This window comes from Methylobacterium sp. J-072 (assembly GCF_022829425.1).
Lineage (GTDB): Bacteria > Pseudomonadota > Alphaproteobacteria > Rhizobiales > Beijerinckiaceae > Methylobacterium.
The window spans coordinates 18,272-42,127 of record NZ_JAKSYK010000024.1; the positions used below are offsets into that span (position 1 = coordinate 18,272).

The 23,856-nt window shown below is 71.1% G+C and carries 21 protein-coding genes; 5 read left to right on the top strand and 16 right to left on the bottom strand.

The window, feature by feature from the left end; translation table 11 throughout:
- Positions 1-15: 15 nt before the first annotated feature.
- From MKK67_RS01330 to MKK67_RS01350, 5 genes are read left to right on the top strand one after another with little or no spacing between them, the layout of a single operon-like run.
- Positions 16-1,002: an ABC transporter permease gene (locus tag MKK67_RS01330; RefSeq protein ID WP_243961295.1), complete on the top strand. Its 987-nt coding sequence runs from the start codon at positions 16-18 to the stop codon at positions 1,000-1,002.
- Complete coding sequence (locus MKK67_RS01335; protein ID WP_243961297.1) at positions 1,002-1,985, top strand: ABC transporter permease; 984 nt, start codon at positions 1,002-1,004, stop codon at positions 1,983-1,985. The genes MKK67_RS01330 and MKK67_RS01335 overlap by 1 nt, the downstream gene beginning before the upstream one ends.
- Positions 1,982-2,977 carry an ABC transporter ATP-binding protein gene (locus MKK67_RS01340; RefSeq protein WP_243961299.1) on the top strand — a complete coding sequence of 332 codons (996 nt, stop codon included), beginning with the start codon at positions 1,982-1,984 and terminating at the stop codon, positions 2,975-2,977. Before MKK67_RS01335 ends, MKK67_RS01340 begins: the two co-directional genes overlap by 4 nt.
- Positions 2,955-3,893 (top strand): ABC transporter ATP-binding protein, encoded by a 939-nt coding sequence (locus MKK67_RS01345; RefSeq protein WP_243961301.1) that lies wholly within the window; start codon positions 2,955-2,957, stop codon positions 3,891-3,893. Before MKK67_RS01340 ends, MKK67_RS01345 begins: the two co-directional genes overlap by 23 nt.
- A gap of 44 nt (positions 3,894-3,937) precedes the next feature.
- On the top strand, positions 3,938-4,315 hold the full coding sequence (locus MKK67_RS01350; RefSeq protein ID WP_409568352.1) for a Crp/Fnr family transcriptional regulator: 378 nt from the start codon (positions 3,938-3,940) through the stop codon (positions 4,313-4,315).
- Between the two features lie 78 nt (positions 4,316-4,393).
- Here MKK67_RS01350 and MKK67_RS01355 read toward each other — a convergent pair whose 3' ends face one another.
- The 16 genes from MKK67_RS01355 to MKK67_RS01430 all read right to left on the bottom strand — a co-directional run bounded on the left by MKK67_RS01355 (position 4,394) and on the right by MKK67_RS01430 (position 23,856).
- Complete coding sequence (locus MKK67_RS01355) at positions 4,394-5,461, bottom strand: PLP-dependent cysteine synthase family protein (RefSeq protein ID WP_243961303.1); 1,068 nt, start codon at positions 5,459-5,461, stop codon at positions 4,394-4,396.
- Positions 5,458-7,221, bottom strand: coding sequence for a dipeptide ABC transporter ATP-binding protein (locus tag MKK67_RS01360; protein ID WP_243961305.1), 1,764 nt, complete (start codon positions 7,219-7,221; stop codon positions 5,458-5,460). Before MKK67_RS01360 ends, MKK67_RS01355 begins: the two co-directional genes overlap by 4 nt.
- Positions 7,218-8,084 (bottom strand): ABC transporter permease, encoded by an 867-nt coding sequence (locus MKK67_RS01365; RefSeq protein WP_243961307.1) that lies wholly within the window; start codon positions 8,082-8,084, stop codon positions 7,218-7,220. The genes MKK67_RS01360 and MKK67_RS01365 overlap by 4 nt, the downstream gene beginning before the upstream one ends.
- Positions 8,081-9,046: an ABC transporter permease gene (locus MKK67_RS01370; RefSeq protein WP_243961309.1), complete on the bottom strand. Its 966-nt coding sequence runs from the start codon at positions 9,044-9,046 to the stop codon at positions 8,081-8,083. The genes MKK67_RS01365 and MKK67_RS01370 overlap by 4 nt, the downstream gene beginning before the upstream one ends.
- Complete coding sequence (locus tag MKK67_RS01375; RefSeq protein WP_243961311.1) at positions 9,027-10,685, bottom strand: ABC transporter substrate-binding protein; 1,659 nt, start codon at positions 10,683-10,685, stop codon at positions 9,027-9,029. Before MKK67_RS01375 ends, MKK67_RS01370 begins: the two co-directional genes overlap by 20 nt.
- Before the next feature lie 50 nt (positions 10,686-10,735).
- Positions 10,736-11,761 carry an LLM class flavin-dependent oxidoreductase gene (locus tag MKK67_RS01380; protein WP_243961313.1) on the bottom strand — a complete coding sequence of 342 codons (1,026 nt, stop codon included), beginning with the start codon at positions 11,759-11,761 and terminating at the stop codon, positions 10,736-10,738.
- A 3-nt stretch (positions 11,762-11,764) separates the two neighbouring features.
- Positions 11,765-12,682: an ABC transporter substrate-binding protein gene (locus MKK67_RS01385; RefSeq protein WP_243961315.1), complete on the bottom strand. Its 918-nt coding sequence runs from the start codon at positions 12,680-12,682 to the stop codon at positions 11,765-11,767.
- A gap of 35 nt (positions 12,683-12,717) precedes the next feature.
- Positions 12,718-13,650 carry an ABC transporter substrate-binding protein gene (locus tag MKK67_RS01390; RefSeq protein WP_409568353.1) on the bottom strand — a complete coding sequence of 311 codons (933 nt, stop codon included), beginning with the start codon at positions 13,648-13,650 and terminating at the stop codon, positions 12,718-12,720.
- Positions 13,651-13,674: 24 nt separating this feature from the next.
- Complete coding sequence (locus MKK67_RS01395) at positions 13,675-15,456, bottom strand: amino acid ABC transporter permease/ATP-binding protein (RefSeq protein WP_243961317.1); 1,782 nt, start codon at positions 15,454-15,456, stop codon at positions 13,675-13,677.
- Positions 15,457-15,496: 40 nt separating this feature from the next.
- A complete protein-coding gene (locus tag MKK67_RS01400) occupies positions 15,497-16,033 on the bottom strand; it encodes a GNAT family N-acetyltransferase (protein WP_243961319.1) in 537 nt (178 codons plus the stop codon).
- A gap of 36 nt (positions 16,034-16,069) precedes the next feature.
- Complete coding sequence (locus MKK67_RS01405) at positions 16,070-17,248, bottom strand: M20 aminoacylase family protein (protein ID WP_243961327.1); 1,179 nt, start codon at positions 17,246-17,248, stop codon at positions 16,070-16,072.
- An 11-nt stretch (positions 17,249-17,259) separates the two neighbouring features.
- The gene (locus MKK67_RS01410) at positions 17,260-18,603 is read right to left on the bottom strand and encodes an LLM class flavin-dependent oxidoreductase (RefSeq protein ID WP_243961329.1); all 1,344 of its coding nucleotides are present in this window, start codon (positions 18,601-18,603) and stop codon (positions 17,260-17,262) included.
- Between the two features lie 23 nt (positions 18,604-18,626).
- Positions 18,627-19,619: an MsnO8 family LLM class oxidoreductase gene (locus MKK67_RS01415; RefSeq protein ID WP_243961331.1), complete on the bottom strand. Its 993-nt coding sequence runs from the start codon at positions 19,617-19,619 to the stop codon at positions 18,627-18,629.
- A 362-nt stretch (positions 19,620-19,981) separates the two neighbouring features.
- Complete coding sequence (locus MKK67_RS01420; protein ID WP_313898993.1) at positions 19,982-21,304, bottom strand: NtaA/DmoA family FMN-dependent monooxygenase; 1,323 nt, start codon at positions 21,302-21,304, stop codon at positions 19,982-19,984.
- Between the two features lie 115 nt (positions 21,305-21,419).
- Positions 21,420-22,046: a GNAT family N-acetyltransferase gene (locus tag MKK67_RS01425; protein WP_243961342.1), complete on the bottom strand. Its 627-nt coding sequence runs from the start codon at positions 22,044-22,046 to the stop codon at positions 21,420-21,422.
- Between the two features lie 418 nt (positions 22,047-22,464).
- Positions 22,465-23,856 (bottom strand): TAXI family TRAP transporter solute-binding subunit, encoded by a 1,392-nt coding sequence (locus MKK67_RS01430; protein WP_243961344.1) that lies wholly within the window; start codon positions 23,854-23,856, stop codon positions 22,465-22,467.

Sequence of the window (23,856 nt, forward strand, 5' to 3'; positions counted from 1 at the left end):
GCCGAGCCCGTGGCCATGCCCGACGTTCCACGCCTCGCCCGCGTCCTAGTCGGCGCGCTGGCGCATGCCGTTCCCACCGTGATCGGCATCGTCATCCTCGATTTCTTCCTGCTGCGGCTCGCGCCCGGCGATGCCGCCGACGTGCTGGCGGGCGAGTCCGGCGCGGCGACGGAAGAGACCGTGGCGGCGCTTCGCAGCCGCTTCGGCCTGGACTTGCCCGTCCTCGACCAGTTGCTCGCCTACCTGGGCAACCTCGCGCATCTCAGTCTCGGCTTCTCGCCGCGCTACAACATGCCGGTCAGCGACTTGATCATGCAGCGGCTGCCGGGAACCCTGGTGCTGATGCTCGTGGCGCTCGTTTTCGCCCTCGCCCTGGGCATCCTCCTCGGCGTGGTCATGGCGAATTTCGCGGGCCGCTGGCCGGATCGCGTGCTCTCGGTCGTCGCCCTCCTGTTCTACTCGATCCCGAGTTTCTGGATCGGGCTCATGCTGATCGTGCTGTTCTCGGTGAAGCTCGGCTGGCTGCCGAGCGGCGGCGCGGAGACGATCGGCTCGGACTTGACGGGCTTCGCCCATCTCCTCGACCGCGCCCGCTTCATGGTGCTTCCCGGTCTTTCGCTGTCCCTGTTCTACGTGGCGATCTACGGGCGGCTCGTGCGGGCCTCGATGCTGGAGGTGACCGCGCAGGACTACATCCGTACGGCCGCCGCGAAGGGCCTATCGCCCCTCGCCATCACCGTGCGGCACGCGCTGCGCAATGCGCTCCTACCCGTCACCACCGTCGCAGGTGTACATCTCGGCGGCCTGATGGGCGGTGCCGTCGTGGTCGAGACGGTCTATAGCTGGCCGGGCCTCGGGCGGCTCGCCTTCGAGGCGGTCATGGCGCGCGACTTCAGCGTGCTGCTCGGCGTGATGTTGCTCTCCGCCGCCCTCGTCATCGTCGCCAACGTTCTGATCGACCTGATCCAGGCTTGGCTCGACCCCCGCATCGAGGTGGCGTGATGAGCCGATCCGCGAGCGGCGCCCCGGCCCCGGCAGACACCGTGCGGATCCGGTTCCGGGCTGCAGCCTCTCGCAAGGTCGCGCCTGCGCCCGATCCCGTCGCCCAAGCGCGCGTCTGGCCGGCATGGCCGATCCCGCGCGGCGGACGCGCCTGGCGCACGCTCATGCGAAATCCTGCCGCGCTCACCGGCCTTGCCTTCCTCTTCGCCGTCCTCGCCACGGCATGCCTCGCCCCGGTTCTCTACCCGGACGATCCGCTGGGCATGGTGGGGCGTCCGCTGATCTGGCCCGGGCAGGACGCCGAATTCCCCCTCGGCACCGACTCGCTCGGCCGCGACGTTGCAGCCGGCCTCGTTCACGGGGCGCGTGTCTCCCTCCTCGTCGGCATCGCCGCAACGGTGGTCGGTCTCGCGCTCGGGCTCGCCGTCGGGGCGCCGGCCGGTTATTTCGGCGGCTGGATCGACCGGGTGCTCGTCCGGCTGATCGAGATTTTTCAGGCCGTGCCGGCCTTCATCCTGCTTGTGGTCTTCGTGGCCATCGCACAGCCCTCGGTGGCGACGATCACGATCGCGATCGGTCTCGTCACCTGGCCCACCATCGCCCGCCTCGTGCGGGCCGAGTTCCGCGCCATCCGCGAGAAGGAGTTCGTGATGGCGGCCCGCAGTGTCGGCTACGGCCACCTGCGCATCATCCTGCGCGAGATCCTGCCGAACGCCCTGCCGCCGATCATCGTTACGGCATCCGTGATGGTCGCGTCGGCGATCCTGATGGAGAGTGCGCTCGCCTTCATGGGTCTGGGCGATCCGAACGTGGTGAGTTGGGGCTCGATGATCGGGGCAGGCCGTGAGCACCTGCGCACGGCCTGGTACCTCACGGCCCTGCCGGGCGTCGTCATCGTCTTCACCGTGCTCGCCCTAAATCTGTTCGGCGACGGCCTGAACGACGCCCTCAACCCCCGGATCGCGGCCGAGCGCCGGATATGACGGCGCTGCTCGACGTCCGCGACCTCTCGATCAGCTTCCCGAATGCGCGCCCGGTCCAGGAGCTGTCCTTCACGATCGAGGAGGGCGAGACCCTCGCGATCGTCGGAGAATCGGGGTCGGGCAAATCCCTGACCGCGCTCGCATTGCTGCGCCTGTTGCCGCGCACGGCGCAGATGTCGGCAGGGCGTGTCCGCTTCGCCGGGCGCGACCTCCTCGCCCTATCCGAGCGCGAGTTCCGAAAGCTGCGCGGGCGTGAACTCGCGATGATCTTTCAGGAGCCCATGACCGCGCTCAACCCCGTCCTCCCGATCGGGGCTCAGGTCGCGGAGGTGCTGCGCCTGCATCTCGGCCTGTCGCGCAAAGCCGCCGCGCGCCGCGCCGTCGAAGTCCTCGACCTCGTGCGGATCCCGGACCCGGCGCGATGCGCGGCGGCCTACCCTCATCAGCTCTCCGGCGGTCAGCGCCAGCGCGTGATGATCGCCATCGCGGTCGCCGCGCATCCGAGCCTGCTTGTCGCCGACGAGCCGACGACGGCGCTCGACGTCACCATCCAGGCGCAGATCCTCGATCTCCTCGCGCAGCTTCGGCGCGACCTGTCGATGGCGCTTCTCCTGATCACGCACGACCTCGGCGTGGTGGCCGAGTGGGCCGACCGCGTGATCGCCCTCTATGCCGGCCGCAAGGTCGAGGAGGCCCGGCCCGAACAACTCCTCGGGACCCCCCGCCATCCCTACACGCAGGGGCTCCTGGCGGCCTCGCCGCGCCTGCGGGCCGGATACCACTACACCGATGGTCCCCTGATCGAGATTCCCGGCCATATCGGCTCGGCCGCCGGGGAGGCCGGCTGCCCGTTCGCGCCGCGCTGCGGCTTCACCGAGCCCTCCTGTCGCACGTCCATGCCGCCGCTGCTCGCTCGGGATGAGGGCCGCCTCGTCGCCTGCCCGGTGACGGCGGCTCGCGAGATCTCCCATGGCCACGCTGTCGGTCTCTGACCTCCACACCTACTACCGGCAGCGGGGTGCCACGCTCAGGGCCGTCGATGGTGTCTCCTTCACGGTCGAAGCCGGCGAGACCGTGGGGCTCGTTGGCGAGTCGGGCTGCGGGAAGTCGACGCTGGGCAAGTCCCTGCTGCGGCTGATCGAGCCCACCTCCGGCCGCATCGAGATCGACGGGACGGACATGGGCCGACTCCCGCCCAAGGCGCTCGCGCCGATCCGGCGCCGGCTCCAGATGGTTTTCCAGGACCCCTTCGGATCGTTGAACCCACGCCACACGGTCGGCGAGATCCTGACCGGCCCCCTCCAGGTCCACGGGATGCGGGACCGCGGCGCGCGGCAGCAGCGGGCAATCGCGATGCTGGACCGCGTCGGGCTGCCGGCGGCCTCTCTGACGCGCTATCCGCACGAATTCTCGGGCGGGCAGCGCCAGCGGCTCGGCATCGCCCGCGCGCTCATCCTCGAGCCGGACATCATCGTCTGCGACGAACCGGTCTCGGCGCTCGACCTGTCAATCCAGGCGCAGATCCTGAACCTGCTCGGCGAGGCGAAGGCCGAACTCGGCTTGTCCTACCTCTTCATCTCCCACGATCTCTCGGTGGTGCGCTACGTCGCCGACCGGATCCTCGTCATGTATCTCGGTCGCATCGTCGAGACCGGCACGCATGAGAGCCTCTGGGCGCAGCCGCGCCATCCCTACACACGCGCCCTGATCGATGCCGTCCCGGGCGCCGGGCACAGGACGGGACGCGTGCATCTCGGCGGCGAGTTGCCGAGCGCCCGTCAACGACCGGCCGGATGCCGGTTCCACGCGCGCTGCCCGCTGGCGACCGAGCAATGTGAACGCGAAGAGCCGACGCTGCGAAGCTTCGCGCCGGACAGCGCCGTCGCCTGCCACCACGCCGAACTCTGACTCCGATCATCGGGGCGGTCCGAGAACGACCAGAGCGCGCCTTGATGCCGGCCCTTGAAGGCGCTGCCAGCCCCTTCAAGGGCCACCTGGTCGAGATCGCGCTTGCCGGAGACCGTCTCGAGGCGAAGGGCCGCTGCTACACCGCGATGGCGCAGATGCTGGGCCCCCGCTCGGTGATCGAGCGCCTGGCACAGCTCTTCCTCAATCTCGGCGATCTCTACGGGCGGAAGGAAGCGGGCGCCCGCATCATCGAACGGCGCATCACGCATGACGAGATCGCCGCCCTCATCGGATCGACCCGGCAATGGGTGACGATGATGCTGAAGCGCTTCCAGGCCGACGGCATCGTCGCCGTGGACAAGGCGTCCATCCGCATCCTCCACCCGGAGCGTTTGACCGCCATCGTCCAAGCGGCTGCTTGAGGCGGAACGCGATCCATCGGAGGCGCGGCGCGCCGCCCAGCGGGAGGGCGACGAGGTACGCGCCGACAGCCGATTCCCTCAGCCGAGGGGACCATAATAGCTCGGCTTCGGACCGGTTCTGACAGCCGGGCTCGACCACGCGCCCGATCGGCGCTGGAGGCCGGGCGCGGGATCGGGTTGGGGCGTCCGATCTCCCTCGACGCCAGGCAGGGAGAGGTAGCGCTCGCCGCTATCCGCGATGATGGCGACGATGGTCCGGCCCGCATTCTCCGGCCGCGCGGCGAGTTGGGCTGCCGCGAACAGAACCGCCCCCGAGGACGGCCCTGCCGTGAGCCCTTCGTCCCGCGCAAGCGCCCGGGCCGTGAGCCGAGCCTGGGCCGTCTCGCACGCGATCACTGCGTCGACGACGCCGGAATCGTAGTTCCCGGGGAGATGCTGCGCCTCCACCTCGGTCACCTTATGCACGCCCTCGACGGTGTCCACGTCCGGATGGTCGGGGGTCGGGACGGAGCCGGCCGCCGGCTCGACCACCACCACCTTCAGGCCGGGCTTCTGCGCTTTCAGGTACCGGCCGGTGCCCGAGACCGTGCCGCCGGCTCCCACCGCCGACACGAGGATGTCGACCGCCCCCGCCGTATCCCGCCAGATCTCCGGGCCGGTCGTCTCGAAATGGATCCGGGGGTTGGCCGGATTGCCGCGCTGGTTGGTGTAGAAGGCGTCCGGATTTTCCTGCCGCACCCGATCGATGATGAGGTCCACGGCGCCGGGCTGCAGGAATTCGGCATCGTCGATCAGGATCGTCCGGGCGCCGTATTGGTGGATCAGGGCGATCTTCTCGGGGCTGGTGGAGGCGCGCAGGTAGAACTTCGCCCGGTAGCCCCGGGCCGCGGCCAGGGCCGCCAGCCCGATCCCGGTATTGCCGCTGGTGAGATCGACCAGCGTCTGGCCGGGCCGGAGATGCCCGTCCGCCTCCGCGGCGCGGATGATCCCCCAGGCGGTGCGGTCCTTGATGCTGCCGGCCGGGTTCAGGTACTCGATCTTCGCCAGGATGCGGCAGGGATTGGTCTGCCGGCCGCCGAAGCGCTTCAATTCCAGCAGCGGCGTGTTGCCGATCAGCGCGGCGAGATGATCGGACCATGCGGTCATGCGTGGATCTCCAGGCCGGGGGGGCGCGCGGCGTCGCTCGGACCGATCGGTTCGGCGGCCGCCTCCGGCGCCGCCCGGGCCGGCAGCGCGGGCAGCGCCGCCAGAAGGCGCCGGGTGTAGGAATCCGCGGGCGCCGCGAAGATGTCTTCGACCGGGCCGGTTTCGACGATCCGGCCATCCTTCATCACCGCGACGCGGTCGCTCATGTGCTGGATCACGCCGAGATCGTGCGAGATCAGCAGGAGGGTCAGGCCGAAGCGGTGCTGAAGGTCGGTCAGGAGGTCCAGGATCTGGGCCTGGGTGGTGACGTCGAGCGCCGAGACCGGCTCGTCGCAGACGAGGAGGTCGGGTTGGCCGGCCAGGGCCTGGGCGATCGCCACGCGCTGGCGCTGGCCGCCCGAGAGCGTTCGGGGCCGCCGCGCCAGCATCTCGCGGGGCAGCCCGACGAGGGCCATCAGTTCGGCCGCCCGCGCGGCGCGCTGGCCGGCGGCGAGGCCGGGCTGCAGGCGCAGGGGCTGTTCGAGGATCCGCCGCACGGTGTCGCGCGGATCGAACGAGCCGAGAGGATCCTGGACGATGGTCTGGATCCGTGGGCGCAACGGTCGGCGGCTCCGCTCCGGTAGCGTGCTCCAGGGCCGACCCTCGAACAGGACCTCGCCGCGATCCGCCCGCTGAAGGGCGAGAACGACCCGGCCCAGGGTGGTCTTCCCCGAGCCCGATTCACCGACGATGCCGAAGGTCTCGCCCCGACGCACCCGAAGCGAGACCCCGGCCAGGGCATCGACCGCCCCGCCCGGGCGGGAAAACCGGACGGCGACGTCGCGGACTTCGAGGATGGGCTCGGCCGGACGAGGGTCGCTCACCCGCTCCGGGCGGGCGCCGGCTCGGGACAGCCAACTCTGGCGCGTCCCGGGCCCCGGGACCGCGGCCAGCAGGCGGCGGGTATAGGCATGGCGGGGATCCGCCAGCACCGCCCGGGCCGGACCCGCCTCGACGATCGCGCCGTGCTGCATCACGGCGATCGTGTCGGCGACCTGGGCGGCGACCGCGAGGTCGTGCGTGATCAGCAGCAGCCCGTGGCCGGCCCGGGCCAGATCCGCGAAGACCGCCAGGATCTGGCGCTGGATCGTGACGTCGAGGGCGGTGGTCGGCTCGTCGGCGATGAGGAGGCGCGGCCGGCCTGCCAGCGCCGAGGCGATGAGCGCCCGCTGCCGCAGGCCCCCGGAGAGTTCGTGCGGGTATTGCGCTGCCCGGTTTGCGGGGTCGGGGATGCCGACGCGGGCGAGCAGGGCCTGCACCTCCCCCGCCACCGCGTCCCGGGGCAGCAGGCGATGCGCCAGGATCGGCTCGGCGACCTCCTGGCCGATCCTGCGCAGCGGATCGAGGGAGACCAGGGCATCCTGGAGCACGAACCCGATCTGCCGGCCGCGGACGGCGCGCCACCGGCGCTCCGAGAGGCCGAGCAGGTCGAGGGCCCGGCCCTCGTGGCCGGTCAGCCGCAACGCCTCGGCCCGGATGCGGGCGCGGGCCCCCGCCAGCCCGACAAGGGCCCGGGCGGTGACCGACTTGCCCGATCCCGATTCGCCGACCAGCGCCAGGACTTCGCCCGGCCTGATGGTGAAGGAGATGCCGCGCACCACCTCGTCCGGACCGCTCCGGCCCGGAAAGGCGACGCGCAGCCCCTCGACCGCGAGGACGGGGGTGGCCCGAGCCTCCTCTCGGAGAGCCGGGCCGCAGGGATCGGCGCCCGCGCCGGTCACGAGCCGTCGCTCCCGGCCAGCAGGTCTTGCAACCCGCGCCCGAGGATCGTGATGGCGATCACCGAGACCGCGACGACGGTGGCCGGCAGGACGCTGATCCAGGGCGCCGTGTCGAGGTAGTTCCGGCCGTCGGCCAGCAGCGCACCCCACTCGGCCACCGGCGGCACCACGCCGAGCCCGATGAAGCTCAGGGCCGAGGCGGTCAGGACCGCGTGACCGAGGCCGATGGTCGCCACCACCACGAGCGGCCGGGTCGCATTCGGGATGACGTGACGGAGGATGATCGTCCGGCGCGGCTCGCCCAGCGCCACGGCATGCTCGACATAGCCGGACCGGACGACCTGCAGGACCTGCGACCGCACCAGCCGCGCATAGCCGGCGATGCTCGAAAGACCCACCGCCAGCAGGGTGTTGGCCGGCCCGCGCCCCAGGGCCACGATGACGAGGAGCGCGAGCAGGATCTCGGGGAAGGCGAGGAAGACATCGATCAGCCGCACGAGGATCGCCCGCACGACCGGCGGGGCGAGCGCCGCCGCCAGTCCCAGGAGCACGCCGCCCGCGCAGGCGACCAGCGTCGCGCCGAGGCCGATGGTCAGGGACAGCGAGGTGCCGTGGACCACCCGGGCGAAGACATCCCGGCCCAGTTGGTCGGTCCCGAACCCGTGGGCCGGGCCGGGCGGCGCCAGGATCGCATCGGTGTCGATCGCGTCGGGGGCGAGCCCGGTGAACAGGCCGGGCGCGGCGGTGGCGACGGCCAGGAGCAGCACGGGGACGAGGGGCACGAGCAGGCCGGGCCTACGCCAGGGCGCGGGCGCGCCGCGATCGGGGCGGAGCCGGCCGATGATCGCGAGCATGTCGGTCATGGCGCGGTCCGCCTCAGGCGCGGATCGATGCGCCGGTACAGGGCGTCGAGGGAGAGATTGATCAGCACCGAGGCCAGCGCCGAGAGCATCACCAGGCCGAGGAGGAGCGGCATGTCCCGGGTCCGGATCGCCTGGATCGTGATCTGGCCGATGCCGGAGCGACCGAACACCGTCTCGGTCAGGATCGAGCCGCCGAGCACGCCGGCGAACAGCGTGCCGGCCAGCGTCGAGGCGGCGAGCGCGGCATGCCGCAGGGCGTGGCGCAGGCGCAGCGCCGCCTCGCCGACGCCGCGCATCCGGATCGTGAGCGCGAAGGGCTGCGTCAGCGCCTCCTCCAGCCCGTCCCGCAGCACCTGCGCGAGAAGCGCGGCCAGCGGCAGGCTGAGCGCCACCGCCGGCAGGACCAGCGCCGGGATCCCCTCGCTGCCGATGATCGGAAACCAGCCGAGGGTGAAGCTGAACAGCACGATCAGCAGCAGGCCGAACCAGTAGACCGGCGTGCTCAGCACCGCGAGTTCGAGGCCGGAGAGCACGCCGCGCAGCCATCCGCGGCGGCCGGCTGAGACCAGGGCGCTCGCGAGGCCGAGGCCGAGAGCCAGGACCATGGCGGCGCCCGCGAGCTGGAGCGTCGGGCCTGCGGATTCGGCGATGACCGTGATCACCGGCAGCCGATACTGGTAGCTCTGGCCGAAATCGCCGGCGAGCGCGTGCGCGACGTAGCGGGCGTACTGGACGGCCAGGGGCTGATCGAGGCCGTAGCGCGCGACGAGGGCGGCCCGCTCCGCGGCGTCGACGATGTTCTCGCCGCCGGTCAGGATGGCGACGGGATCGCCCGGAATCGCCTTGATCGCGACGAAGGCGATCGTCGCGGCCGCCCAGAGCACGCTGAGGATCACGCCGAGGCGCTGCAGCGCGACGGCGAGCCCGCCCGGGGCGGTTCGGCTACGGGGCGAGCCAGGCATCGTAGAAGCTCGGCTTGGCGTTCGCTGTCCAGCTGATGCCGTTCAGGCGCTTCGACGTGCCGAGCTGGAACGCCGGCACGTAGAGCGGCACCGCATAGGCGGACCCGATGATCTCGGCCTGGACCTGCCGGTAGAGGCCCCCGCGCACCGCGTCGGGCGCGCCGACCGCCTGGGTCAGCGCCGCGTCGAGGGCGGTGACGCGGGAGAAATTCGCCCCGTTGGGCGGGATATAGGCCGCGTGGAAGACCGTGCGCAGGATATCCGGCTCGGGGCGGACATAGTAGATCGAGGCGCTATCGTAATCGTTGGCGGCGGTCCGGGCCGTGAACCCGCCCGCATCGAGCGGATCCAGCTGAAGATCGAAGCCTGCTTTCTTCACCGCGTACTGGACGGCTTGGACCAGCGTCAGGTTGTCGGCGCCCGAGAAGGCGACGTCGTAGATGAAGCGGACGGCGAGCCGTGCCCCGGCCTTGGTGCGGATGCCTTCCGGGTCCGTCCGCGTCCAGCCGGCCTCGTCGAGCAGCCGCGCCGCCCGCTGCGGATCGAAGCCCCAGCTGCGCGCCACCGCTGGATCGTAATGCAGGGTCGCGGGGCCGAGGATGTTGTCGGCGGGCTTCAAGCTGCCGAAGAAGGCGACCTTGACCAGCGGCGGGATGTCGATCGCGCTCTGGAAGGCCTGTCGGACCCGGATATCGGCGAACGGTCCGCGACTGGTGTTGAGGAACAGCGACCAGTTCACGCCCGGGTTCTCGCGCGTGACGACGCGCAGGCGCGGATCCGCCTGGACCGCGCGGAAATTCGCCGGCGGCACCTCGTCGATCGCCTGGATCTGTCCGCTCGTGAGCGCCCCGAGCCGCACCGCGGCTTCCGGCAGATAGCGGAACGCGATGGCGTCGAGATAGGCCGGCCCGGTATGGGCGGCAAAGCCTGGCCCCCACGCATAATCCTTGCGCCGGACCAGCTGGCTGCCGCTGCCCTTGACGTAGCGTTCGAGGATGAACGGGCCCGAGCCCACGACGGTGTTCGTGGTGCTGCGCGCGTCGCGCAGGTAGGTCGGCGACTGGATGCCGAGATAGGGCAGGCTCAGGCCCTGCAGCAGCGGCACGAACGGCTGCTTGTACCGGAACACGACGGTGTCGGGGTCCGGGGCGGCCACGGTATCGAGCGGGCCGAGCAGGGACTTGGCGTAGCTCGACGTCGTCTTCGGGTCGAGGATGCGGTTGATGTTGAACGTCACCGCCTCGGCGTCGAGCCGGGTGCCGTCGCTGAAGGTCACGCCGCGGCGCAGATGGAAGGTGTAGACGGTGTTGTCGGCATTCACCTCCCAGCGCTCGGCGAGCCAGGGGGTGAAGCTCTTGTCCTCGGCCTGACCGACGAGCGAATCGACCACGTGCCGGGTGATCAGGGCGGTGATCGAACTGCCGGTGATCGAGGGATCGATGATCGCCGTGTCGGAGGCGAGGCCGACCGTCAGCGTCCCGCCCTGGACCGGCCCGTCCGCCCGGCAGTCCCGCGCCGCGGCGCCGAGGAGACAGAGTACGGCGGCCGCCGTGAGCACGCCGAGCCGGCCCAGGATGGCGGGGCGCCGGAGGGGCCGGCCCGGGGCCGGATGGGGAGCATCGTCACGCAGGTTGGTCATGGCTGTCCGTCGGGGCCCCTCTGCCCGGAGTTGCGATCGATGCGGGCCGGTCATGCGGCCGCCTCCACGCCCCAGCCGAGCTGCGGCGCGATCAGGGTCCTGAAGTCCGCCAGGATCTGGCGGTACGCGTCGAGGGCGAAGCTGTAGGGCAGCTCCAGCCGCAGGGTATCGGCGAAGGGCAGGATCGGATCGGCGCGCAGCCGCTCGACGATCTCGGCCGCGGTGCCGACGAGATCGGGCGCGAACTGGGTTCGCCGCTCGCCCTGCGGCGCGCGGGTGCGGGCGTGGCGGCTCGCGGCATAGTCGCGGTAGCGCGCCCGGGTCGCCGTGTCGGCGCCGTCGAGGGGCACGATCACCCGGCCGAGCGCGATCCGCGGCGCGCCGACCCCGCGCCAATGGGCGCGGAAGATCTCGACGTGGTGGGCCTGGGTCGCGAAGAAGCCGTCCCGCTCCTCCGCAATGTTGATGTTGCCGATGAGGAGATGGAAGCCGTTCTCGGCGGCCCAGCGGACCGAGCGCAGCGAGCCGCCGCCGTACCACAGCCTCTGGCGCAGCCCCGGCGCGTGCGGGCGCAGCCGGGGCCGGTGGGTGCCGGCCGCCGAGGTGATCCGCGTGTCGGGCTCGCCGAGCCAGTCGCCGTCGAGATTGGCGGCGAGCCGCCCCACGCGGCCATGCGAGTGGTCGACACGCGCCGGATCGCCATCCAGGAAGCGGTCGCCGAGCAACGCCCCGTAGGCCGGCGGCCCGGCGCTCAAGCCGACATGGAGCCGGCCGCCGGACAGGATGTCCACCAGCGACAGGTCTTCCGCCAGCCGGAACGGATTCTCGTAGCCCATCTGGATCACGGCCGTGCCGAGCTCGATCCGGTGCGTGCGCTGCGTCGCGGCCGCGAGGAAGGTCGCGGCCGACGAGATGCCGGGTTCGAGGTGGCGTTGGCGCACCCAGGCGCCGTCGAAGCCGAGCGCTTCACCGGTGGCGAACAGGTCGAGGGTCTGCTCCAGCCCGGCGCGCGGATCGGCATCGTCGTAACTGCCCGGTGTCAGGAAGGCGATCTGCCGGATCGAAGCCTGCGCCATCGCTCAAAACTTCGGCAGGCCGGGCGGGTTGGTCTCGGAGCGCGGCAGCGCCTCCTCCTCCAAGCCCCAGCGGGCCAGGGCCCGGCCATACGTGCCGTTGGCGATCAGGTCGTTGGTGGCGAGCGTCAGCGCGTCGACCAGGCCGCTGCCCTTGCGGGTCGCGATCGCCACATCCGATGTCAGCGGCCAGCCGGCGCTGAGCGTGCCCGCCTGCCGGATGTCCTTGTCGCGGGCGGCCACGAACACGAGTTGCGCGTGCGGCTGCACGATCACGTCGGCCCGGCCCGAGCGCAGGGCCACGAGGCGGGCGGCCTCGTCGTCGAACAGCTGCAACTCGAGGGGCTTGAGCCCCGCCGCGCGGTTCTGCTTGTCCCACTCGACCAGGATGCGCTCCTGGTTGGTACCGCCGCCGACGCTGATGGTGAGGCCGGCCACGTCCTTCGGCTCGCGGATCTGCGTGATGTGGCTGTCGGCCTTCACGAACAGCCCGTGCAGACCCTGCCGGTAGGTGGTGAAGTCGAACTTCTCCTTGCGCTGCTCGGTGACGCCGACATTCGAGATCACCGCGTCGTACCGGCCGGCGGACAGGCCGAGGGGCCAATCCTCCCAGGCCACGGGAACGAGCTTGAGGCGCAGGCCGAGGCTGTCGGCGATCAACTGGGCGAAGTCGGGATCCGCCCCGACTACGGTCCTGGCATCGGTGGCGTAGCTCCCGAGCGGCGGGCCGCCCGGGGTGATCCCCACCGTCAAGGCGCCGGGCTCGGCGAACCGGTAATCCTTCGGGAGGCGCGCGATCGCGGCCGGGTCCTTTTCGGCCCGGATCCGGCCCGACTGCTCCGGGCCGAGGTCGAACGGCCCCGTCCCCTCCGCCGCGGCGAGAGGGTCCGCCCACAGCGCGCCGAGGACGAGCGACAGGCGCATCCACCGTGGAATCATCGAAAGCCTCTGGTTCCTGGTCAGGTCCGCGGCAGGCCCGGCGGGTTGGTGCGCGATTCCGCGATGGCCTCGGCCGAGAGGTTCCAGCGCGCGAGCGCCTGGGCGTAGTGTCCGTTCTTGATCTGGGTGTTGATCGCGTGTGTGATCGCCTCGGCGAGGCCCGCGCCCTTGCGCGTCGTCACCGCGATCTCGGCGAGCACCGGCCAGCCGCCGCTGAAATTGCCGGCGAGCCGGGTCTTGCCCTCCTGCGCCGCCTTGAAGCCCAGGAGCGCGTTCGGCCCGAGATAGGCGTCGGCCCGGCCGGACTCGATGGAGAGGTAGAGTACCACATCGTCGTCGTGGTACTGGAACTCGACCGGCTTGAGCCCGGCCTTCACGTTCTGGTCGTTCCAGCGGAGCAGGATCTGCTCCTGGTTGGTGCCGGCGGAGACGATCACCCGGAGGCCGGCCACGTCCCGCGGCTCGCGGATGACGATCGGGTTGTCCTTCCGGACATAGAAGCCGAGCAGATCCTTGCGGTAGGTCGAGAAGTCAAACTTCTCCTTGCGCTGCTCGGTGACGGTGACGTTCGAGATGACCGCGTCGTACTTGCCCGAGATGACGCCGAGGGGCCAGTCGGACCAGGAAACCGGCACGATCTCGAGCTTGCGGCCGAGCGCGTCGGCGACGAGCTGCGCGATGTCGGGCTCGGACCCGATGATCGTCTTGGTGTCGTTGGCGTACCCGCCGAACGGGAAGCGACCGCCATTGTTGGCCACGGTGAACACGCCGTCCTGGGCGAAGGGCGCGTCCTTGGCGATGAGCCGGATCGCCTCCTCGTCGCGGGCGGCGCGCACCCGCCCGGGCTGCTCGGGGGAGAAGTCGAACGCCTCCAGGGCGCGGGCGCGGCCGGACACGAGCGCCCCCGAGGTGGCGGCGGCGAGGAGGGCGAGGGATCTGCGGCGGGTGAGCACGGTCGAGAGCCTTTTCGAGAGGGGTCAGAGAACCTTGGCGAGGAATTCCCGGGTCCGCGGATGGTCCGGCTCCGTGAGCGTCCGGTGGGGTGGTCCCTGCTCGATCACGCGGCCGTCCTCCATGAACACCACGTGGTCGGCGACCTCGCGGCCGAAGCCGATCTCGTGGGTCACGATCACCAGGGTGGTGCCGGAGCGGGCGAGTTCCTTGATCACGTCGAGCACCTCGCCGACGAGTTCGGGGTCGAGGGCCGAGGTCGGCTCGTCGAACAGCAGCACCTTCGGCTTGAGCGCGAGGGCGCGCGCGATGGCGACCCGCTGCTGCTGGCCGCCCGAGAGCTGGCGAGGATAGGCGTCGGCCTTCGCGGCGAGGCCGACCCGGGCCAGAAGCTCGCGCGCCTCGGCGAGCGCCTGCGCGCGGGGCACGCCGCGCACCGTCATGGGCGCCTCGATGATGTTCTCGATGGCCGTGAGGTGGGGGAACAGGTTGAAGGTCTGAAACACCATGCCGACATCGACGCGCCGTTTCAGGATGTCCTTCTCCTTGAGCTCGTGGAGCGCGTCGCCGTCCTGCCGGTAGCCGATCAGCTCGCCGTCGATCGCGATGAAGCCCTGATCGACCCGCTCCAGGTGGTTGATCGCCCGCAGCAGGGTCGACTTGCCCGAGCCGGACTGGCCGATGATCGCGGTCACGCTGCCGGGCCGCAGGGCGAGGCTGACGTCGTCGAGCACCTTAAGCGCGCCGAAGCTTTTGGAGACGCCGCTGATCCGGATCTCGCCGCCGGCCGCGAACAGGCTGGACCGTGGGACCGGGGCGGCCACGGCGTCCGCGGTGGCGGAGGCCCGGCCGGCCTCGTCGCTGGCGCGCCGAATCCGTTTGAGCGCCAGGGCGATCAGCGAAGGCGGCGGCTCGCGCAGCGCGCCGCGGGCATAGTAGCGCTCGATATGGCGCTGGACGAAGGACAGCACGGTCAGGATGACGAGGTACCAGACCGTCGCCACCATCAGCAGCGGGATGACTTCGAGGTTGCGCCGGTAGATGACCTGGACCGTGTAGAACAGATCCGGCAGCGCCAGGATGTAAACGACCGAGGTGTATTTCGTGATCTCGGTGACTTGGTTGAACGCAGCCGGCAGGATCGAGCGCATCGCCTGGGGCAGCACGATGCGGGTGATCTGCCGGCGCCACGGCAGCCCCAGCGCCGCGGCGGCTTCGAGCTGGCCCTGGTCGACCGAGAGGAGGCCGCCGCGCACGATCTCCGCCGAGAAGGCCGCGGTGTGGAGGGTGAGGCCGAGCACCGCCGCCAGGAACGGCGTGATCAGTTGGGTCGTCTGCCAGGACCCGAAGCTGATCCCGGTAAACGGCACCCCGATCGAGAGCGTCGGGTAGAGATATCCGAGATTGTTGAGGATCAGGAGCAGGACGATCAGCGGGACCGAGCGGAACAGCCAGACGTAGCCCCAGGACAGTCCGGCGAGCAGCGGCGAGCCGGAGATGCGCGCGAAGGCCAGGAGGCCGGCGAGCAGGAAGCCGAAGACCATGCTGAGCAGGGTCAGGAGCAGGGTTCGCCCGAGGCCGGTCAGGACCGGTTCGGCGAAGAACCACTCGGCGAAGACCGCCCAGCCCCAGCGCGGGTTGGTGAGGATCGAGTGCAGGATCACCGCGATCACCAGGCCGGCGAAGACCGTCCCGATGCTGCGCGCCGGATAGCGTGCCGGGACGATCCGGGCGCGGCTGAAATCGCGGGCTGAGTCCGGGCGGTGGGCGTGCCCGGGCAGGGCCGCCACGTCGCTGGCGAAGGTCATGGCAGGCTTTCTCGGAATGGCCGTCTCGGCGGGGCGGAACTCAAGCGGGGCTGCACGCGGCGACCGCGACGGCCAGCTGCTGGGCGACCGCCGCCGGGGGGCGAAGCGCCTTCTCGAAGGGCAGGATCTTGTAGATCTCGGGATCGCGCGACACGTCGAACAGCGGCGTGTAGCCGAGGTCCAGGTAGAGCCCCTTGGCCTCGGGCTGGCGGAAGCCGGTGGTCAGGTAGATGCGGTCGTAGCCCTGTCGCCCGGCCTGGGCTTCGAGCGCCTCGACGACCCGGCGCGCCAGGCCCTGCCGCCGGAACTGCGTGTCGGTCCAGACCCGCTTCAGTTCGGCCGTGTGGTCGTCGTAGCGCTTGAACGCCCCGCCCGCGATGGCGCGCCCGTCCCGCAGGAGCAGCACGAAGTTCCCGTCCGGCGGCGCGAACAGCTCGGCCGGGTAGCGGGTCATCTCGGCGCCGGGCGGATCACCGAAATAGCTGCCGTAGCGGGTGACGTACTCCCAGGTGAGCTGTTCGACGAGGGGGCGCGCCAGCGGGTCCAACGGCGTGGTGTAGACGAACTGATCGGACATGGCGGCTTTATCCAATCGCAGGGGCGGCGGGGAGGGTCAGACCAGGAAGGCGCGGGCGAGCCGAACCCAGAAGCTCGCGGCCGGCGCCAGGATCGCATCGTCGAAATCGTACTGGGGGCTGTGCAGCGGCGCGCTGTCGCCGTTGCCCACGAACAGGTAGCTGCCCGGCCGCGCCTCCAGGAGGTAGGCGAAATCCTCGCTCGCCATGCGTGGCTTGAAGTCGGCTTCCAGGCGATCGGGACCGAAGGCGTCGAGGGCCACGTCCCGCGCGAAGCGCGTCTCCGCCGCGTGGTTGACCAGGGCCGGCAGGCCCCTGCGGTAACGCAGCTCGGCCCGCGCACCGTAGCTTTGGGCCACGCCCCGCGTGATCGCCGTGACGCGCTCTTCGAGCCGGTCGCGCACCGCCGGATCGAAGCTGCGGATCGTCAGGCTGAGATCGACGCTGTCGGGGATGACATTCGAGGCTTCCCCGCCGTGGATCGCGCCGACGCTGACGACGGCGGCCTCGCGCGGGTCGACGTTGCGCGCGACGATGCTCTGCAACGCCAGCACGATGGCCGAGGCGGCCACAACCGGGTCCACCGTCTCGTGGGGCGAGGCGCCGTGGCCGCCCCGGCCCACGACACGGATCTCGGCCTTGTCGACCGCTGCCATGGCGGGGCCCGTGACGAAGCCGAATTGCCCGCGCGGCACCCCCGGCCAATTGTGGAACCCGAAGATGGCGTCGACGGGAAACTGCTCGAACAGCCCCTTGGTGACGAGGGTGCGCGCCCCGGCGCCGATCTCCTCGGCCGGCTGGAAGATCAGGGTCAGCGTGCCGGAGAAATCCAGATCCGCCAGGCGCTTGGCTGCTGCGAGCAGCGTCGCGGTGTGCCCGTCATGGCCGCAGGCATGCATCGTCCCGGGCGTCCCCGAGCGGTAGGGCAGGTTCGTCGCCTCCGCGATCGGCAGCGCGTCCATGTCGGCGCGCAGACCGAGCCGGCGCTCGCCCGAGCCCTTGCGGAGCACTCCGACCACGCCGGTGCCGGCAAGCCCGGTCGTGACCGTGTAGCCGTAGCCGCGCAGCCGCTCGGCGACGAGGGCGCCGGTGCGCGTCTCCTGGAAGGCGAGCTCGGGATGCCGATGCAGGTCGTGCCGGAGGCTGACGAACTCGTCCACCGAGGCGAGGATGCCCGGATCGATGCCCCGGTCGGCGATCGCTGCGTGGATGGTCATCGCGGGACGCCTCAGCCGGCCTGCCGCACCGGCGCGGCGTCGCCCGGCGCGCTGTAGCGGCTCGCGCGGCGCGGCAGGCCGAGATGGTCGCGCAGGGTCGTGCCCGGCAGCGTGCGCTCGTAGACGCCGCGCGCCTCCAGCACCGGGATCACGAGGTCGATGAAGTCGTCGAGGCCCTGGCCGATCACCGGGAAGCCGAGCACGAAGCCGTCCGCCGCCTGATTCTCGACCCGCGCGATCAGCAGGTCGGCGACCTCCTCGCCCGAGCCGATCAGGTCGGTGCGCGGCGTCGCGGTCTCGAGCGCCGCTTCGCGCAGGGTCTGCCCCTTCGCGGCGGCGTTGCGCTTGATGCGGTCCGTGGTCGAGCGGAAACTGTTCTGGCCGATCGCGCCGAGATCCGGGAACGGCGCGTCGAGGGGATAGGCGCTGAAATCGTGATGGTCGAAGAAGCGGCCGAGATAGGCGAGCGCGTCCTCGATCGAGATCAGGTCGCGGATTGCCTGATACTTGTCCTCGGCCTCCGCGCGCGTGCGGCCGACGATCGGCCCGGCCCCCGGGAACAGCTTCACGTCGTCCGCGCGCCGTCCATGGGCCACCGCGCTGGTCTTGATCGCGCGGTAGAGGGCCTGCGCCTCCTCCAGGGGCACGTGGTTGGCGAAGACCGCGTCGGCGTGCCGGCCCGCGAGCCCGATCCCCGATTCGGACGCGCCGGCCTGGAACAGCACCGGCTGGCCCTGGGGCGAGCGCTGGATGTTGAGCGGCCCCTCCACCTGGAAGAAGCGCCCCTTGTGGTTCAGCGTATGCAGCTTGTCGGGATCGAAGAAGCGCCCGCTGGCGCGGTCCCGCACGAAGGCGTCGTCGTCCCAGGAATCCCAGAGGCCCTTCGCGACCTCGAGATATTCCTGCGCGATCTCGTAGCGCAGCGCGTGCTCGGGATGGGGCCGGCTGTAATTGCGCCCGGAGCCTTCGAGCGGCGAGGTCACGGCGTTCCAGCCGGCCCGGCCGCCGCTGATCAGGTCGAGCGAGGCGAATTGCCGGGCGATCGTGAAGGGATCGCTGTAGGAGGTCGAGACCGTCCCCACGAGACCGAGTTTCTGCGTGTTGGCCGCGAGAGACGAGAGCAGGGTCAGCGGCTCGAACCGGTTCAGGAAGTGCGGGATCGACTTGTCGTTGATGTAGAGCCCGTCCGCCACGAACGCGAAGGCGATCCCGTTCGCCTCGGCCTTGCGCGCGTTGCGGATGAAGAGGTCGAGGTTGACGCTGGCATCGACCGGATTGCTCGGATGGCGCCACGCATTCATGTGGCTGCCGCCGCCCTGGAGCATCAGGCCGAAGGTGAGACGGGTCTGCGACATGGGAGCGTCTTTCCGGACCGGGATCAGGCCGCGAGGGCCGAGGCGCCGCCCGCGAGCAGCGTCACGGAGGCGAGGCGTCGGGTGGTCGCGGAGGGCGGCGTGTCGACGATGAATTCGCGGATTCCGAACCGGGCCTGCAGCCGGTCGAGTTCGCCGCGCACCTCTTCGGCCGTGCCCGACAGCACGTGCGGCCTGCGGAGCTCGGTGCGGTAGGCGGCGGCGCCGGCCTGCCGGGCATATTCGGCCGCCTGTTCCTCGGTGCCGAGATTGACGCTCTGGCCGTCGTCGAGGGTGACCCTGACGACCTTGAGCGGATCGGTCACCGCCCGAGCCTCCTCCGCGGTCGGGGCCACGAAGGCCGTCACCGCGAGAAGCACTTCGCCCGTGCCGCCCGCCTTCGCGTAGGCGTCGAGGCTCGCCTCGGTCACCCCCGGGTCGCCGTTGAGCTGCCCGGCGAAGACGAAGTGCCAGCCGCGCGCCGCGGCGAGCCGCGCCGATTCGGGACTCGCGCCGAGGAGGAAGCGCTCGGGCGCGGCCGGCGGCACCGGCAGGGCCGGCGGCGACCCCGCCTCGGATCGGGCCGCGAGGTAACCGTCGAGCTCCGCAAGCAGGTCCTCGAAGCGCGGCGGGCGCGCCGGATCCTGCAGGCGCCGCAGGGCGCGGGTCGCGTCGGGCAGCCCCCCGAACGCCTTGCCGATCCCGAGGTCGATCCGGCCCGGCGCCAGCGTCGCGAGCAGGTTGAAGGTCTCCGCGACCTTGTAGGGGCTGTAATGCGGCAGCAGCACGCCGCCGGAGCCGATCCGGATGCGCTGCGTCCGGGCCGCCAGATACGCGATCAGCACCTCGGGCGCGGAGCTGGCCAGCCCCGGATTCGCGTGATGCTCCGCCACCCAGAAGCGCTTGTAGCCGAGACGCTCGGCGTTCTGTGCGAGCGCGATCGTACGCTGGAGCGCCGCACCCGCCGGCTCGTCCGCCAGGATGGGGCTCTTGTCGAGCAGGCTGAGCGCGTAGGTCATCGGAAGGCCTGATGCGCCGGGCGGCAGGCCGGAACGCCCGAGCGCCGGATCCGTGACCGGGGGGCTGGTTTGAGGATCGTGGTCAGCACCATGGACCGTCCGGGCTCCGGAATTCACGACCGCCGCGTCGTTGCTTGAACCTTGCTGCCCCAGCGGATGTCACGGCGGCAGATCCTGCAAAGAAACGGCTAAGCATTTCTTCCGACCCGACAATTCTCCGACCGGTTCATGCCCGCGTCAACGACAGTCGATCCCAAAGATGAGAGGTGTTTTAGGGGTTTGATTTGCTTGCGGCCGGATCGACCGAAAGATTATTTCTCGACCGGCGACCTGCCTTGTTCGCCCCCTCGCGCGTCCCGCGTTCAAGCGCGTCGGGCGCGCGGGCGAGCAGCCGGTGCGGGAAGCGGCGGCAGCTCGAGATTGGAGCGGAAATCGTCGCCGCCGTAATCGGTGTCGATGAGGGCGCGCCGCCGCAGCTCCGGCAGGAGGCCGTTGAGCAGCAGATCCTCCTGGTCCGGGTTTCCCAGGCCATGCAGGGTCAGCACGTCGACGGCGCCGGCCCGGAAGCGCTCTTCGATGGCGTCGGCCAGCTGCTCCGGGGTGCCGGCGACGGACCAGTGGCCGGTCTCCTGGGCCTCGATGATCAGCGCACGCAGGGTCAGGCCCTGGCGGGCGTAGCGCCGGAAGATCTCCACCCGACCGCGCCGACGGTCGATGCTTTCGACCTCCGGCAGCAGCGCCGCGGGGAGCGGCGCGTCGAGCGGAAGGCCCGAGAGGTCGACCAGGCCGCCCAGCATATCCGCGAGCTTGAGCCGGCCCTGTTCGTAATCGATCCGCGCGTGCTTCTCCCGGAGCCGACGGGCCACGTCCGCTTCGGACTCGCCGATGACGGCGTGGAAGGAATTCATCACGCGCGGCAGGGCCTCGCCGCGCCCGTAGGCGGTGGCGCGGCGGCGAAGCTCCGTCGCGAAGGCGATGGCGCCCTCCAGGGTCGGCTGGGCGGTGTAGACGATCTCGGCGTAGCGGGCCCCGACGTTCACCCCTGCCTCCGACTGCCCGGCCTGGAACAGCACCGGCCGCCCCTGCGGCAGCGGCGGGATGTTCAGCGGCCCCGCGACGGTGAAGTGCGCCCCGCGATGGTCGATCCGGTGGAACTTCGCCGGATCGACGGCGATCGCGCCCGAGTCCTTGCGGTGGGCCGCATCCCGCGCGTTCGCGTCGAAGAGGGCGTTGACGACCGCGATGAACTCCGCGGCGCGGGCGTAGCGCGCCTCCGGGCCGGGGAGCGTCTCGCCGAAATTCTCCTCGCCGACCGAGGAGGTCACGGCGTTCCAGGCCGCGCGGCCGCCGCTGACATGGTCCAGGGTGCCGATCTGCCGGGCGAGATTGTAGGGATGGTGGAAGCTCGTCGACACGGTCGCCACCAACCCGATCCGGGATGTCGCCTGACTGAGGGCGGCGAGCGCGATGAGCGGTTCCTGCGCGCCGGCGGTTCCGGCCAGGCCCGCCGGGTCGATCTGCAGGAGGTCGGCGGTGAAGAGGCCGGTGATTGTCTCGGCCTCCGCCTTGCGGGCGAGTTCGACCGCGCGCCTCACGCCGATCGTGGGATCGCCGTCGTTCGATGCGGCCACGAGGTTGGCGGCACCGACCAGGGTCTTGAGGCGTCGGGGACGGCCCACCGTCATGGCCGACACCGAGAGATGGTCGCGGGACGCGACGTGCGCGGCCTCCAGGGAGGCACGTCTCTTCGGCGCCGGTGCCAAACCCCGTCCGGGGGCGGTGAGGTCCGGGTCATACGGCTCAGGCCGCCGTCGCGCGACGCGTCGCGAGGCGATCGAGCACCTTGCGTTCCTGCACCTCCTTCAGGGCCAAGACGCGGGTGGTCGCCGCCTCGAAGGAGACGGCGGGCGGATAGATCGGCGAAGTCCCGGCCTGACCGGCCCGCGCCCCGATAGGCTTCTCGAACGGTAGGGAGCGGTACAGGGTGGGGTCCGCCGCCGTGTCGAACAGCGGCCGGTAGCCGAGCGCGCGGTAGAGCGCGGTCGCCTCCGGTTGGCGAAACCCGGTGGTCAGGTAGGCGCGCGTGTAGCCGAGGCGGCCCGCATGCTCCTCCAGCGCCGCCACGACGCGCTGCGCCAGCCCCTGGCGGCGCAGGTCGGCCCGGGTCCAGATGCGCTTGAGCTCCACGGTCTCGTCGTCGTGGCTCATGAAGGCGCCGCCGGCGATGGTCTCCCCATCCCGGACGATCAGCAGGAAGTCGCCGAGCGGCGGTTGATAGACCTCCGCCGGGTAGCGCAGGATCTCGGACCGTGCGCCCCCGGGACGGCCGGCCGTGCCGTAGCGGCTGTCATACTCGGCGACCAGCGCCTCCAGGAGCGGTTGCGCGGCCGCCTCCAAGGGAGACGATCGGATGATGACGCCGGCCAAAGCCTGCCTCCGTCGAAGATGAACAGGGTTTCGCGACACGGAATCCGAGGCGCCGAGGCGAAGGCGCGGTCGCGACGTCGATCCCGACTGCGACGCGCTCACGCCCTGCACGCTCAGCGCTGCGTTCGTATGGCCCCGGGGTTTCAAGAGGATCGATCAGGCCGCCTGCCGAAGATCTTCAAGACATTCCATCGTATATCGGCCGCGCATCAACAGCCGACCACACTCTCATACTCGTACGGCGACGCCTCGAACGTCAATGAAAGCTTAATGCATCTTTGTGCCATTTCGTAGGACGATCACTTCTCCAAGGCTCGCAGGAGGAGAGATCGATATCCCGTGCCGACTTGGTTGCGGAGCCAGTCCACGATGCGACCCAGGACTTGCAGCAGGGGGATCGAGCGCGACCGCTTTCGGGTCAAACGCCCCCTGCCCCGGGAGCCGCGCGCGTGCCGCCCTGCCCCGCGGCGGCGCCCGGGCGCAGATCCGCGATCGTCGCCCGCGCGGTGTCGAGGGCGATGGCGACGGCCGACATCGTGGCGGCGTCGGGGGCCCGCTCGCGGGCGTAGCGCACCGCGTCGCCGGCCAGCCGGTCGACCTCGCGGGTCAGCCCGGCGAGCGCCGCCGGGTCCCGGGCGGCCCGGGCCTGCTCGGTGATCGCCAGGAGCCGCTCCATGATCTCGTCGACGTGCTCGCGGCGCAGGCCGGCCAGGCGCTGCCGGATCCAGGCCAGGACCGAGACCAGGCCGCCGGCCAGCGCGCCGAGCAGGTAGAGCGTGTCGCCGTAGCGCTCGACGAAGCCGTGCTGCTCGCGCTCGTAATAGTCGAGCGCCCCCGGATGGATCGGAATCCGCGCGCTGGTCGCCGCCACCGTGGTCTCGTAGGACGGGGCCTGGACGTAATCCGCCGCCTCCGTGGCGTTGCCCGCCTCCGTGCGCTTCTCGAACAGCTGCTGGGTCATGTCGGCCGCCACCGCGCGGCTCAAGGAGGCGCGGGCCATCAGGCGATAGGAGGCGCCGACCGTCTTGACGTCGTCGGCGGGCAGCTTCGGCCGGCCGCCGAACAGCCCGCCCGGGATGGCCACCGCCTGGAGCTTGGGGAAGCGCTCGATCACCGCGTCGTCGTCCTCGACGGCGACGAATTCGACCTTGCCGCCCCGCGCCACCGAGCGGACCGCCGCGACCAGGTCGAGGGCTTTTGGGGCCGAGGGCGCGATGATGCTGATGAAGGCGTCGATCCGCTTCTCGCGGATCGCCCCCGCCACCGCGTCCTCGGCCACCGGCACGAGCACGACCGCGCGGTCGCCGGGGCCGCCCCCCGCCCCCGGCTCCAGGGTCAGGCCGTAATAGCCGAGGATGCTCTTGAGCAGCCAGATGTCGGCGTCCCGGTGCGCGCCGATGCCGAGCCGCTTGCCGGCCAGGTGCGGGAAATCCTTGATGCCGGCCTGCTCGGGCGAGGCGATGAGCATCGCCTGGTCGCGCAGGATCGCCAGGGTGAGCCCGTTGGTCGGCAGCAGCACGTCCGGCCGGACCACCGCCAGGTCGGCGCGGCCGTCCTGCAGGGCGGCGGCGCTCTCGCGCACGTCGTCGAAGGCGAGGATCTTGAGGCGCAGGCCCGTGCGGCCGGATTCCAGCGCGTCCGCGTAGGCCTTGATCAGGCCGGGCTCGGTGCCGTCCCGGGGAGCGACCGCGACGGTCAGCACGGTCGCCTGAAGGAGATACCAGGCGGCCAGGGCCGCCGTGCCGAGGAGCACGACGGCGCCGGCCAGCAGGGTCTCGCGGCGCAGCAGCCAGGACAGGTCGGTCGGCAT

Coding starts and splice junctions, on each gene's coding strand:
- MKK67_RS01380 (WP_243961313.1), bottom strand. CDS start 11,761: ATGGCGCAGGCTTCGATCCGGCAGATCGCCTTCCTGACACCGGGCAGT.
- MKK67_RS01345 (WP_243961301.1), top strand. CDS start 2,955: ATGGCCACGCTGTCGGTCTCTGACCTCCACACCTACTACCGGCAGCGG.
- MKK67_RS01340 (WP_243961299.1), top strand. CDS start 1,982: ATGACGGCGCTGCTCGACGTCCGCGACCTCTCGATCAGCTTCCCGAAT.
- MKK67_RS01375 (WP_243961311.1), bottom strand. CDS start 10,685: ATGACCAACCTGCGTGACGATGCTCCCCATCCGGCCCCGGGCCGGCCC.
- MKK67_RS01385 (WP_243961315.1), bottom strand. CDS start 12,682: ATGCGCCTGTCGCTCGTCCTCGGCGCGCTGTGGGCGGACCCTCTCGCC.
- MKK67_RS01370 (WP_243961309.1), bottom strand. CDS start 9,046: ATGCCTGGCTCGCCCCGTAGCCGAACCGCCCCGGGCGGGCTCGCCGTC.
- MKK67_RS01355 (WP_243961303.1), bottom strand. CDS start 5,461: ATGACCGCATGGTCCGATCATCTCGCCGCGCTGATCGGCAACACGCCG.
- MKK67_RS01415 (WP_243961331.1), bottom strand. CDS start 19,619: ATGACCTACGCGCTCAGCCTGCTCGACAAGAGCCCCATCCTGGCGGAC.
- MKK67_RS01400 (WP_243961319.1), bottom strand. CDS start 16,033: ATGTCCGATCAGTTCGTCTACACCACGCCGTTGGACCCGCTGGCGCGC.
- MKK67_RS01330 (WP_243961295.1), top strand. CDS start 16: ATGCCCGACGTTCCACGCCTCGCCCGCGTCCTAGTCGGCGCGCTGGCG.
- MKK67_RS01410 (WP_243961329.1), bottom strand. CDS start 18,603: ATGTCGCAGACCCGTCTCACCTTCGGCCTGATGCTCCAGGGCGGCGGC.
- MKK67_RS01430 (WP_243961344.1), bottom strand. CDS start 23,856: ATGCCGACCGACCTGTCCTGGCTGCTGCGCCGCGAGACCCTGCTGGCC.
- MKK67_RS01335 (WP_243961297.1), top strand. CDS start 1,002: ATGAGCCGATCCGCGAGCGGCGCCCCGGCCCCGGCAGACACCGTGCGG.
- MKK67_RS01350 (WP_409568352.1), top strand. CDS start 3,938: ATGCCGGCCCTTGAAGGCGCTGCCAGCCCCTTCAAGGGCCACCTGGTC.
- MKK67_RS01420 (WP_313898993.1), bottom strand. CDS start 21,304: ATGACGGTGGGCCGTCCCCGACGCCTCAAGACCCTGGTCGGTGCCGCC.
- MKK67_RS01405 (WP_243961327.1), bottom strand. CDS start 17,248: ATGACCATCCACGCAGCGATCGCCGACCGGGGCATCGATCCGGGCATC.
- MKK67_RS01365 (WP_243961307.1), bottom strand. CDS start 8,084: ATGACCGACATGCTCGCGATCATCGGCCGGCTCCGCCCCGATCGCGGC.
- MKK67_RS01395 (WP_243961317.1), bottom strand. CDS start 15,456: ATGACCTTCGCCAGCGACGTGGCGGCCCTGCCCGGGCACGCCCACCGC.